The following is a 12744-nucleotide window of genomic DNA, read 5'->3' as shown; positions in this document are numbered from 1 at the left end:
ATTATCCTCAAAAATAGCGTGTACCAGGTACAAATGATATCCATTGTACCTGGTACACGCTATGAGTCGACTCCATTACATCCACAAATTCGGCTTCACGACCATAAACCACAGCATAGCCAGTAAAAGGATTAGATATATCCAAACGGTCCGATTCAGTTTCCCAACCAGCCAATCGCGGTCGGCGTCCTTCTCTGCAAACTTCCGTATTGTCGGTGAGAATGCTCTTGCGAGAAAGAACAGGGAGCAGAACATAATGACAAGGGTCATGACGATCCACGGTGTACTCCACGTCCAAGGTCCGAGTAGCACCAGGAGGATTCCTGTTCCGACGAGCACATGTCCCGCATGCTTGGAAAGTTGGACCGTGAAGCGGAACGTGTCCAGGTACGAAGGAAGAACGGAATCAGAAGCCGTCCGTAACTTCTTCATCATCGGCAATAGAATGAAAAATGGGCCGATGGAGGCCACGACGCTGATCACATGAAGATAGATGAGCGTTCTGTATAATAAATACTCCATCCGTCGTACTCTATTCGTTCACTAATGCGAATTCGTGCACCCATACTTTCATGCTCGGGTGCCATGGCATGCCTGGGTGATAAGAGAGGATGGCTTCTTTGTATTCCTCTACCGATTGAAACCCTTCTTGTTTGGCGTGGTCATCTGTCAATTCACCAAGTGATTGGGAGTAGACACTCTCTACTATGTATTTATTTCCTTGAAGCTCCATGATTTCTCCAATATCAGCGTATCGTCCATTTCTGCGGGTCGCCGTTTTCTGTCCCTTGATTACTTTTTCAACGTCCTCAGCTTTAGTAACCAGACGGTCAATCGTACACGTTTTTGGCGGTAATTGTTGGTTTGTCATTTTACAAAACCCCTTTCGACCTTTAACTATAGCATAGTCCGGGTTAAGGAAGATGGTCGATTACAAAAATTGTTTCACGAATCGAAATGTTTTTCTAGCAAGAAAAGTAACCTGGTGCTATGATGGTTGAATACTAAAATATAGAAAGAAGGCCTCAGGGAGAAGTGAAAAAGTGGCAAACGTATTTGATACTTGTGTTCATCATGTTGATTTGGGGCTTTAATGTTCCTGCACTAAAGGTTTTGGTGAGTGAATTTACGCCAGTAACGATTACATCTCTCCGCATCTTCACGGCAGGGATTACCGTATTTATCTTTCTTGGTATCATGGGTAAAGTAAGAAAACCAACGGCTAAAGAGTTCTTGTTCATTCTCTCTGGTGGCTTGTTGAATGTGGTCAGTCATCATTATTTTCTATCGGTTGGTTTAACCGGTACGTCGTCCACAAACGGGGGTCTGATCTTGGGAACCGGCCCGTTGTTGACTGCTTTAATGGCAACCATCATTTTGCGAAACAGGCCTACAGTGATTAAAATCCTCGGGTTTCTGTCTGGTAGTCTCGGGGTTGCCATCATTGTGTTATCAGGCGGAGAAGGATTAGCCGGACTAAAGACTGGTGATCTGTTTATCTTTATCTCCATCTTTTCACAAGCCTTAAGTTTCATTATCATCAGCCGGGCAGCCAAAACGATGGACCCCCGATTACTTACGGGGTATATGCTGGTGTTTGGTTCCATTGTTTTGTTTGCGATCAGTCTGTTCAAAGAGCCGGGGGCATTAAAAGAACTGGGAAGTGCCCCAAGCTCCATATGGCTATTGTTCTTTGCTTCTGCCATTTTAGCAACGGCAGTCGGGCACATGATTTACAACCATTCCATTGGGAAAATTGGAGCCGCCGAAACATCGATTTTCCTGAATCTCAATACCTTTTTCTCTCTCGTAGGAGCTGCCATTTTTCTTAATGAAACCGTGACGTATTATCACCTGATTGGACTTGTGTTCATCGTGCTTGGAGTAATATGTGGATCCGGTACACTTGAGGAAAACGTCATTAGAAGAAAGCAAAAGAGATTCCTTGAGGAAAAACAGAGCCATCTGATGTAGATGGCTCTGTTTTTTTTGTGAATTTTTTTCAGCTTTTTTGATGCTCATGCTCAGCATATTCTTCGCTTGTTAAGCTCATACTGTAATAAACGATTTTCAAGGGTGGTTCCCAATGATATATATTTATAATGACTTTGGTGGAACTCATACAACTTCCCTGGCAGCTGCCTATCATCTGCGTCTCTTAAAACTTTCAGCCCTGACAAAAAATGATATTCTTTCTGTTCCTTATTTCAACCAGCTAACGAAAAAAGAGGCGGGACAAATCCTCTATCGCGGGATGGATGAAGAGAATAATCCCGTGTATACGATTGGAAGGAGATCTTCAAAGTATGTTGTTCCTGCTCTAATTGATTTATGTACCATCCTGCTTAGAAGATATGGAGAAAAGGAGAAAGTCATCATTTCCAACACCTCGCCGACTGTTCCTCCCCTCATGACAGCCGGGGGCTTCCTATCAAGGGAGCTGGGAATCGATTCGATAGGTGTTCCCCTTCTCGTGAAAGGGGCACAGCAATGCCACGATCTCATCTATCATCTCGTTGAGGAAACAAAACAAGTTTCCAAAGATTCTCATCAGCAGGTAGTTGTGATGGAAAATAAAAAATATCAATTTAAGATGTGGAAAAAGGATAATCTCAGGAAATGAAGAATATATATTATAAGTAAATACTAATAGGTAAAAGGTTTGTATTAGTAAAGTTCAGAACGAACCGGATAGAACCATACATAAAGGTAATACTACAGTAAAAACGGAGGTGTCGACATTGGAAGGTAAACCATTTCACTATGATGGCAGTCACCATTTCGCAACAGGGGAAGCACAAGAGAACACTCCATTTGAACTAACAGATGAAATGAGAAAGAATATCGGGGGAAACCCTTTTGAAACAGCCGGGGAAGTTGAGTGAATAATCACTTGCCCCCGCTAAAACCAGGATGTTGTCTAGTAGACAGCATTCTTTTTTTTTGATATGACCAAACATGGGGATAATTCCATCATTTTCTCACAAAATAATAGAGTGGAAAATATGAGTAAAGGATGGATGGAAAATGGCAAAAGTACTATATATTACGGCACATCCCCATGATGATACTCAATCGTACAGCATTGCGGTAGCGAAAGCATTTATGGATACATACAAAGAAGTGAATCCTGACGATCAAGTGGTTCACATTGATTTGTACCGTGAACATATTCCCCATATTGACGCTGATGTGTTTAGTGGATGGGGGAAACTGCAAACTGGAAAAGGATTTGAGGAGCTTTCATCGGAAGAGAAGTCGAAAGTGAATCGTCTGAATGAGTTATCAGAACAATTTATTTCTGCAGATAAATATGTGTTCGTTACACCATTATGGAATTTCTCCTTCCCTCCGGTGATGAAAGCGTATATTGATTCTGTAGCGGTTGCCGGTAAATCGTTTAAGTATACGGAACAGGGACCGGTCGGATTATTGACAGATAAGAAAGCTATTCATATCCAGGCACGAGGTGGCATTTACTCAGAGGGACCTGCAGCCGGTATGGAAATGGGGCATCGTTATCTGGACATCATCATGCAATTTTTCGGCGTACCTTCCTTCGAGGGGGTATTTGTGGAGGGGCATGCGGCGATGCCTGATAAAGCAGAGGAGATCAAAGAGAATGCCATTGCAAGAGCGAAGGATGCCGCCCATACATTTTAAACAAAGGGAAGAGCCTGAACATATGCGTTCAGGCTCTCTTATTATACAATTGTAGGCTTCTCGATCTCATTTCCTTTCGGCTCAGGGACGAAGGCAAGAATGACAAGTCCGATGATAAAGAGGACGACGAGACTGAATACACCGCTATTGGATTCACCAGTCACTTGGGCGGTGACGGCCACTAATAATGGTCCGAGGATCGAGGCGAATTTACCAAAGATATTATAGAAACCAAAGAATTCATTGGCATTTTTCTTCGGAATTAATTTTGCAAAGTATGCCCGGCTCAATGCCTGGATGCCGCCTTGTGAAGAAGCGACGAGCATAGCGAGGATCCAGAAGTCCATAGTGGTCTCTAAAAAGTAAGCATAAATGCATACGATGATATAAACGAAAATCCCTACGTACAACATCTTTTTCCCCGTAAATCTCTCTGCCAGTCTCCCGTAAAGAATAGCAAAAGGTCCAGCCACCACCTGAGTAACAAACAGGATGATCAAGAGATTAGTGGATGTGATCCCAAGATCTGTTCCGTAGGCAGTGGACATCGTAATGATGGTGCCGACTCCGTCGATATAAAAGAAATAAGCAAGAAGAAACAAAAATAGTGCACGATATTTCCTGATTTCTTTCATCGTTTTACCGAGACGCTTGAAACTATTGGCAACGGGGTTCTTTTCACGCTCGATAAAGTAGCGCTGATGGACATTTTTTATTAAGGGGATGGTAAAGAGTCCCCACCATAAAGCAGTAATGACGAACGCAATTTTACTGGCCATGGTAACGGAAAAAGGAAGGACGCCATTTTGAGATAATATGATGATGGCGATGCTTATGATAAACGGAATCGTGCTCCCGATGTACCCGAACCCAAATCCACGGGATGACACCCTGTTCATTCTCTCTTCTGTCGTTACGTCGGTTAAAAAGGCATCATAGAAAACATTGGAACCAGCTGAACCTACCGCGGCCACTGTATAAAAAATTAACAGAAGCAGCCACTGATCACTTGGAACGAAAGCAAGCAGGGCAGTAAAGGTGACACCGAGGGCAAAGAAGAAGGTGAAAAATTTCTTCTTGTAGCCTTCATAATCGGCAATCGTTCCCAGAATCGGACCGATCATAGCGAGGATAAAGGTGGCAATCGCAATGGTGTACCCTAAATATGCAGTCGAATTGGCGGCACTGACCCCTGCATTAGTAGCGGCAGCCTTATAAAATAGTGGAAATACGGCTGTCGAAATGATAATGGAATACGCTGAGTTTGCCCAATCATAAAAAATCCAGCTGCTTTCTTCTTTTGAGAAACGCTTCATTATTTTTCCCCCTAAGGAAACAAAATCTCTTCTTTATATATCCAGCAAGTCATCAATCACTTTTCCATCTGTTGCTCCCAGGCTAAGCCCGAGCAGGCGTGCCAGTGTTGGGCCTTCATCTACTAAATGTATATAAGGAATTTCAACATTTGATCTGATCCCTTTTCCGGCAGCCATGAAGATGGTGGAATAGTCTTCCTTTTCAGGAGAGTATCCATGTGACCCATACGTGTAACGCTTTTCCTTCACATCTTCCGGGGTGATGGTGTGAATAAAGGATCCATCTAACGTATCTTTAAAGTAAAAACCGTGTCGTGCTTCAAGCATAAACGAGCAATGTTCATCTGCTCCTTTTCTCCCGGCTTCTTCGCCAGTGAGTATGTCTTCAATTCCGTTAGAAGGGTTACTTTGGAGCTCGTAAACAAGGGATTGGACAACTGCCATCGTTTCCTCATCTTTTGTGTACACGTAAGCTGATCCATCACATCCTTTGCAATATGCTTTCCAGTCGGTTACCTTTCCCCTGGCATTCACTGTGACTAACCCATTTTCCTTGAAAAGGACGTTCAATTGAATTGCTTTTGATTCATCCAGTGCACTATGATCTCCAAGAGCGACAATGGTTGACTGATCATAGATGCCGTTTTCCTTTAACGCCCGAATGATTTTCCCTAAACGGACATCATGACGACGAATGGCAGCATGTGCTTCTTCTGAAGAAAACCCATGGTAATGACGTTGTGTATCAAGATCGGTAAAGTGGACAAGCAATAGGTTGGGTTTCTTTTTGATCGTTGCTACCGTAGATTCCAGAACGAAGTCATCAAGCTCCGGTTGATTAAGGCCATTACGGATGTGACCAAAGAGACGGTTCATGTGTAATTGATAGAGAGGACTGCCGTTGAAAAGGGAAACAAGAATTTGGTTATGCCACGAGCGATTGGCGAAAATCTCAGGCATATGATAATCAATATCCCCTTTGGCTGTAACAGGCCACAGAAGAGCAGCCGTGGTCATCCGGGCTTTCTTTGCTTCGTCATATAAGGTGGTACCCTTAATAGCGCTTCGATGCCAATGCCAATCAGGAGAAACACGACCTGGCTGAAGGAGAGTATTGTTTATTACCCCATGCCGATTAGGGTACTTGCCGGTGACGATTGTTGCATGACAAGGGTATGTCACAGAAGGGTAAATGGTCTCGACATTTTTGCAGAAGGACCCGTAAGAAAGTAATTCTTGAAAGTGGGGAAGGTCCTTTAGAATCGGATAATCCAAAGCAGACAAGCAATCGAAAGAAATGACAATCAGGTGATCCGTAAGACGAGTCATAATGGCCTCCAGCTTTCGCGTAGGATTGTACTATATACCTATTAATATAGCAGAACATTCAGAATAAAAATATGAAATTTCGATTATGCTTGTTAATGAATCGTAAAGACGGATACTTACATAAAAAAACAGAGATGGTAAAACCCTCCCTGTCAATGGATAAGCTATCATTTAAATCTTCACTTTTTCCCCAATTCGGTTATTCTGCTTCACATCCAGGTTGCCTGAATATTCAACTGTATCGATGTCACAATTTTCCCCGATCACAACATTTTTACCGCGGACCAGTTTCGCCTTTGTGTTCTCAAGATACACCTCGTCACCTTCGATCAGTTCTGAAAATAAATAATCTTCCTTTTGGAGAAAGAAGTTGACCACTTGTTTAATCAGTCCGTTCGAGTTATGGTGTTTCACCGCAATCGTCTCGCCACCGATTTCTTTGATGGAGGATTCGTGATTGATTTCGATTTGAATCCGGTCAGCGTTGAGCAGCCCCTCGATATGGACAGAGCCGGAAGATGAGAAGGTTTCGACTTCACAATCCTTTTCTACTCTTAAAGAGCCGCTTGCTTTAATCGATCCTCCTTGAATCTTTCCTCCAACCTTACATGAACCGCTCACCTTGAAAGTCTTAAAGATAAGGTCTTTCACTATTTTGCTTGAACCACTTGTGTTCATTTCAGCAGCCATCACTGAGCCTTCATATTTGGAGCTTCCACTTGTTGTGATCGTTTCTGCTTTTGTATCACCTTTTATGGTAGAAGAACCGCTCGTTTTAATATATCCAGCTTTTACATCACCTGAAATCGTACCGGAACCTGAAATTTTAAGCTCGTGGCAGTCGATGTCGCCAGCGATTTTTCCGCTTCCACTGATCTTTACTGCATCAAATTTTCCTCCGCCGGACGTACCGGATCCACTGATCTTCAAGTCATGCAGTTCTTTCTTTTCCATTGTATTCATTTCATTTCTCCTCCAATTCAGGGATGTTAGATCCCTTTTGTATTCGTCAACGTGATTTTCAATTCTTCCATCATCTGTTGTAAATCGAATCTCAATACGGTCTGTGCTAAATGGTCAACAAGCAATTCGGAATGTAGAGGAAGGAGCATCCATATATATTGCTCTTCTTTACGAAGACCAACAAGTTCAAGGGAAGAATCTTTTAGTGGAGTGAACTTCTCATGAAGAAAGAGAAATAAGGTTTGCAGTTCTTCTCTTGGGACTTGTATCCTTTTCGCCTTCTCAATGATCAACATATTTAATATTTCAGGGAACTCAAATCCCTTTTTTACCGGTAGAAGTGCTGTGCAGAAGGATAAGGTATGTCCCGACAGGATGTTGTACGAAGGTAATTCATCTGCACTGACTTCAATCTTAGTTGGATTTGGTGAAAAGAAATCGGATAGTTCATCCAGTGAGTAGTCATCCTTCATTTCTTTGATTGTATCGATCCGTGAGAGCATTTTTTCCCTTGGAAAGAACGTTTCCTGACCCGTAAAGCTGGATTTCTTAATAAACCAACTCTCCGGAATAATGTTCTTTCGCTTCCAACGATAAAGCTGGCCATACGAAATGCCGGTCAGTTCCAATACATCCTTCTTAGATATAAGATCTGCCTCCAATGAGGGATCACCTCTTCTCTGTAACAAAACATTGTTACGTTACTTGATGACTAGTTTAACAGAACAATGTTACGTTCGTAAAGGTGAATTTGAAAAATTTTCAAAATAAATCTCAATCCAAACTATCGAATAAATGTTTAAATATGGGCATCAAGGGTACAAAACAAACAGAAATGTTTTACATAGTAAACATTAATAACCGTTGAGAGGGATGAAAGAATGGGAGACGATCGTCGTACGAAAGTGAATGAGAATAGCAAGGATGAACAGCTTGAACAGTATCGCGTGGAGGACGAAGGTAAGCATCTTACAACCAATCAAGGATTGAAGGTATCAGAAGATGAGTTTTCGTTGAAGGCCGGAGAACGCGGACCTACCTTAATGGAGGACTTCCACTTCCGTGAGAAGATGACTCACTTCGACCATGAGCGCATACCAGAACGGATTGTTCATGCACGAGGCTTCGCTGCACACGGAGAATTCGAACTCTATGATTCTATGAAAGAATATACCCGGGCTAAGTTCCTTCAGGATACTTCAACGAAAACGCCTGTCTTTGTACGTTTTTCAACTGTGGCCGGATCCAAGGGTTCCGCAGAAACAGTACGTGATGCACGTGGATTTGCTACGAAATTTTACACGGAAGAAGGCAATTATGATCTCGTCGGAAACAATATTCCGGTGTTTTTCATTCAAGATGCGATAAAATTCCCGGATCTTGTACACGCACTTAAACCGGAACCTCATAATGAAATGCCTCAGGCAGCTTCTGCCCATGATACATTCTGGGATTTCATTGCCAACAATCAGGAATCTGCTCATATGGTCATGTGGGCCATGTCCGATCGGGCAATTCCCCGTAGCCTGCGTATGATGGAAGGCTTCGGTGTTCATACATTCCGCCTGGTGAACGCGGAGGGGAAAGCCCATTTTGTGAAGTTCCACTGGAAGCCGGTGCTTGGAACGCACTCTCTCGTTTGGGATGAGGCTCAGAAGATCAACGGGAAAGACCCGGATTTCCACCGCCGTGATTTGTATGAATCCATCGAAAATGGAGATTATCCAGAGTACGAGCTGGGAGTTCAGCTCATTAAGGAAGAAGATGAGTTTACCTTTGACTTTGATGTTCTCGATCCTACCAAGCTATGGCCTGAAGAAGAAGTTCCTGTGAAAATTGTTGGGAAAATGACCCTTAATCGAAATGTGGACAATGTGTTTGCAGAAACAGAGCAAGCAGCTTTCCATCCTGGTTCCGTTGTTCCCGGGATTGATTTCTCTAATGATCCGTTATTACAAGGGCGCTTATTCTCCTATACTGATACACAATTGATCCGACTCGGTGGACCTAACTTCCATGAGCTTCCTATTAACCGACCTGTGTGCCCATTCCACAATAACCAGCGTGATGGATATGGCCGTCAAACGATTAACAAGGGTCAGGTGAGCTACCATAACAACTCACTTGCTAAAAATACACCAGCACCTGCAAGTCAGGAAGAAGGAGGCTACACTCATTACCAGGAGAAGATGGAAGGGCGTAAAGTCCGGGCAAGAAGTGAAAGCTTCAAAGATCACTTCTCGCAAGCCACCATGTTCTGGAATAGCATGAGTGAGCCTGAGAAAGAGCATATCATTCAAGCCTTCAGTTTCGAGCTTGGAAAAGTGAAGAACAAATCGGTCCAACAGCAGGTAGTCGACATGTTTGCCAATGTAAGCATGGATCTGGCAAAAGGCTTTGCAGAAGCGATAAGTGCGAAAGTTCCTAGCGGAGAAGGCTCAAAAGTAACTAAATCCTCTCCAGCCTTAAGCCAGGAAAATACGATCAAGAAACCTGCTACACGTAAAGTAGGGGTCATCGTAGGAAACGGATTTAAAGGGGAAGAAGTGAAAATGGTACTATCCGCTCTTAAAGAAGATGGCATCCAGCCTGAAATCATCAGTGACAAGCTAGGGATGAGAAAAGGGGATGACGGTACGGAGCTTGAAGTGGACCATACCTTCTTAACAGGGGAATCCGTGTTATTTGATAGTCTTTACGTAGTTGGCGGAGAGAATGTAGATAAAAAGTTCTCTCAAGATACAACCTATTTTGTCAAAGAAGCGTATTCTCACTTCAAACCGATTGGTGCAACCCATGAAGGGATACACTGGTTGGAAGAAGCGGGTGTCAGCGGCTCTGGTGTGGTAACTGGGGAAGACATGAAGTCATTTGCAAAAGAGTTCACGGTAGCCATTGCAGAACATCGTCATTGGGATCGCGAATTAGTATAATATTTAATAGAAAGACATGGGAGTGATTCTCTCTCTTCTATTTGAGAAGTGTCAGATCTGAATATTCAGGTCTGGCCTTTTTTATATTATCCCAAGGTAAATCCTACTATAATGTCCAAATCAATCACTTGATCTACTTCGATACACCTACTTTACTCTTCAATCAAAAGGCCTGTCATTGAAAATGAAAAAATTCCCATAAGCAAAAATGTTGAAAGTCAAAAAAGGTCAAAGTATACTATGTTTGTAAGGTCAAAGAAAGTCAAAGTCAAACTTAGTGTAATCAATTCGTCAAGAAGCTGACCTTATCCATAAACCAATTGAAAAAATAATCTATATAAAAACCAAAGCCACAGGAGGTCATGTTTAATGAAATGCCAAGTATGTCAACACAACCAAGCAACAGTTGAAGTGTATAAGCAAGTGAATGGTCACAAGTCCAGTATGAAGATGTGTTCAGCTTGCTTTCAAAAGCAGCAATCACCTTCTGGAATACATGGAGGATTTCCGCTTGATGAGTTGTTTAAAGGGATGAGCATGAGTGGAAACTCAAATCATGGCTTCCACGATCAGCAATCATCTCCACAAACCCAAGTTGGAAATGGAGGAAATGGCGTTCTCGATCAGTTTGGACGCAATGTGACAGGGGCAGCCAAAGCTGGATTGATTGATCCTGTTATCGGCCGGGACAAAGAAGTGGAACGCGTCATAGAAATTTTAAATCGCCGTAATAAGAATAACCCGGTATTCATCGGTGAGCCCGGGGTTGGTAAAACGGCTATCGCTGAAGGGTTGGCCCTTAAGATCGTAGCAGGTGATGTTCCATCCAAATTATTAAATAAAGAAGTGTATGTAATGGATGTTGCTTCACTAACTGCCGGTACAGGGGTTCGCGGTTCTTTTGAAGAACGTTTAAAAGCCATCATCAGCGAACTTCAGAATAGAAAGAACGTGATGCTATTTATTGATGAGATTCATCAATTAGTTGGGGCAGGTTCCGCTGAAGGCTCCATGGACGCAGGAAACATTCTAAAACCTGCTTTAGCCCGGGGTGATTTGCAAGTAATCGGGGCTACGACATTGAAGGAGTACCGCCAAATTGAAAAAGACGCAGCACTCGAGCGTCGTTTCCAGCCGGTTATGGTTAACGAGCCGACACCTGAAGAAGCTGTTGAGATCCTTAAAGGATTAAAAGATAAATATGAAAACTATCATGGAGTCGAGTTTACAGACGAGGCAATTGAGGCTTGTGTGAAACTATCCCATCGATATATTCAGGATCGATTCTTACCGGATAAGGCCATTGATTTAATGGATGAAGCAGGTTCTAAAGTCAATCTACAGTCAGAGGGGAAAGACAAGACTGCCCTTCTTAAAAAATTGAACGATGTAAGAGAGAAGAAGGATATGGCAACAAAAGAAGAGAATTATGAACAAGCTGCCATCCTTCGTGATCAAGAAGCAGAACTAGAAAGACAAGTCAGTGAAGGAGGGGCAGACTCTAAAGCACTTGTAGAAAGAGAACTGATCCAGACGATCGTTGAATCGAAAACAGGTATTCCTGTTGGGAAGCTGCAAAGTGATGATCGGAAACGAATGAAAGCACTGGAAGAAAACCTGGCGGGTAAAGTAATCGGACAGGAAGAAGCAGTGAGAAAAGTAGCGAAAGCGATTCGCCGCAGCCGTGCAGGATTGAAGGCGAAGCATCGTCCAATCGGCACTTTCCTCTTTGTAGGACCAACAGGTGTAGGTAAAACAGAATTAACGAAAACATTGGCAGAAGAGTTATTCGGTTCTAAGGGTTCGATGATTCGATTAGACATGAGTGAGTATATGGAAAAACACTCTGTTTCAAAACTGATCGGTTCACCTCCAGGCTATGTAGGCCATGAGGAATCCGGTCAATTGACTGAAAAGGTAAGAAGAAACCCTTATTCAATCATTCTCCTGGATGAAATCGAGAAAGCCCATCCGGATGTTCAGCATATGTTCCTGCAAATTCTTGAAGATGGACGTCTCACCGACAGTCAAGGTAGAACGGTCAGCTTTAAAGAGACTGTGATCATCATGACAAGTAACGCAGGTGTGACGGACAAGAAGGAAGCAGTGGTCGGTTTTAACACAGGTGGCACAGATGCGATTAAAGAAACGAATATTCTTCAATCACTAGGTGCCTACTTTAAGCCTGAGTTCCTGAACCGTTTTGACAGCATCATTGAGTTTGAATCTCTTGACAAAGGAGAGCTTCTTCAAATTCTTGACCTTATGCTTGACGAGTTGAAGGTTGAACTTAAAGAACAGGGGATTACTGTAACCATCGACGAAGATGCGAAGAGTAAACTCGTTGAACTGGGATATCATCCTGAATTCGGTGCACGCCCTTTACGTCGTGTGATCCAGGAAAGAGTGGAAGATAAAATCGCAGATTTACTTCTTGATGAAGAGGGCATAACAAACGTAGTCATTTCACTCGAAAACGACAAGATCCTTGTTAAATAAGATAAGAAGCATCCTTTATTGGGTGCTTCTTTTTCTATTCT

General features: G+C 42.8%; 12 protein-coding genes. 6 read left to right on the top strand and 6 right to left on the bottom strand.

Annotation, left to right across the window (positions count from 1 at the left end):
• Nucleotides 1–75: 75 nt before the first annotated feature.
• Both ACXAF2_RS13585 and ACXAF2_RS13580 read right to left on the bottom strand, forming a co-directional pair.
• Complete coding sequence (locus ACXAF2_RS13585) at nt 76–522, bottom strand: hypothetical protein (protein WP_475139379.1); 447 nt, start codon at nt 520–522, stop codon at nt 76–78.
• Nucleotides 523–532: 10 nt separating this feature from the next.
• Nucleotides 533–871: an ASCH domain-containing protein gene (locus tag ACXAF2_RS13580; protein WP_475139378.1), complete on the bottom strand. Its 339-nt coding sequence runs from the start codon at nt 869–871 to the stop codon at nt 533–535.
• Nucleotides 872–1035: 164 nt separating this feature from the next.
• Here ACXAF2_RS13580 and ACXAF2_RS13575 point away from each other — a divergent pair, with 164 nt between their 5' ends.
• The 4 genes from ACXAF2_RS13575 to ACXAF2_RS13560 all read left to right on the top strand — a co-directional run bounded on the left by ACXAF2_RS13575 (nt 1036) and on the right by ACXAF2_RS13560 (nt 3663).
• Nucleotides 1036–1974, top strand: a complete 939-nt coding sequence (locus ACXAF2_RS13575; protein ID WP_475139376.1) for a DMT family transporter — start codon at nt 1036–1038, stop codon at nt 1972–1974.
• 112 nt (nt 1975–2086) lie between these two features.
• Entirely contained in the window at nt 2087–2623 is a 537-nt protein-coding gene (locus ACXAF2_RS13570; RefSeq protein WP_475139375.1) for a DUF3189 family protein, read from the top strand.
• A 118-nt stretch (nt 2624–2741) separates the two neighbouring features.
• Nucleotides 2742–2885, top strand: a complete 144-nt coding sequence (locus ACXAF2_RS13565; RefSeq protein ID WP_475139374.1) for a hypothetical protein — start codon at nt 2742–2744, stop codon at nt 2883–2885.
• 142 nt (nt 2886–3027) lie between these two features.
• Nucleotides 3028–3663 carry an FMN-dependent NADH-azoreductase gene (locus ACXAF2_RS13560; RefSeq protein ID WP_475139372.1) on the top strand — a complete coding sequence of 212 codons (636 nt, stop codon included), beginning with the start codon at nt 3028–3030 and terminating at the stop codon, nt 3661–3663.
• A 41-nt stretch (nt 3664–3704) separates the two neighbouring features.
• Here the strand turns inward: ACXAF2_RS13560 and ACXAF2_RS13555 are convergent, their stop codons facing one another.
• The 4 genes from ACXAF2_RS13555 to ACXAF2_RS13540 form a co-directional block, all read right to left on the bottom strand.
• Nucleotides 3705–4982: an MFS transporter gene (locus ACXAF2_RS13555; protein ID WP_475140395.1), complete on the bottom strand. Its 1278-nt coding sequence runs from the start codon at nt 4980–4982 to the stop codon at nt 3705–3707.
• Between the two features lie 30 nt (nt 4983–5012).
• A complete protein-coding gene (locus ACXAF2_RS13550) occupies nt 5013–6311 on the bottom strand; it encodes an alkaline phosphatase family protein (protein WP_475140393.1) in 1299 nt (432 codons plus the stop codon).
• 168 nt (nt 6312–6479) lie between these two features.
• Complete coding sequence (locus ACXAF2_RS13545; protein WP_475139371.1) at nt 6480–7271, bottom strand: polymer-forming cytoskeletal protein; 792 nt, start codon at nt 7269–7271, stop codon at nt 6480–6482.
• 26 nt (nt 7272–7297) lie between these two features.
• Nucleotides 7298–7933, bottom strand: a complete 636-nt coding sequence (locus ACXAF2_RS13540) for a DUF4004 family protein (protein ID WP_475139370.1) — start codon at nt 7931–7933, stop codon at nt 7298–7300.
• Nucleotides 7934–8152: 219 nt separating this feature from the next.
• Between ACXAF2_RS13540 and ACXAF2_RS13535 the strand changes: the two genes are divergently transcribed.
• Both ACXAF2_RS13535 and ACXAF2_RS13530 read left to right on the top strand, forming a co-directional pair.
• Nucleotides 8153–10204, top strand: a complete 2052-nt coding sequence (locus tag ACXAF2_RS13535; RefSeq protein WP_475139369.1) for a catalase — start codon at nt 8153–8155, stop codon at nt 10202–10204.
• Between the two features lie 369 nt (nt 10205–10573).
• Complete coding sequence (locus ACXAF2_RS13530) at nt 10574–12703, top strand: ATP-dependent Clp protease ATP-binding subunit (RefSeq protein WP_475139367.1); 2130 nt, start codon at nt 10574–10576, stop codon at nt 12701–12703.
• Nucleotides 12704–12744 lie beyond the last annotated feature (41 nt).

The sequence above is a fragment of the Rossellomorea sp. ABR4_004 genome (assembly GCF_056159585.1).
This window is presented reverse-complemented; position numbering and strand designations above follow the sequence as displayed.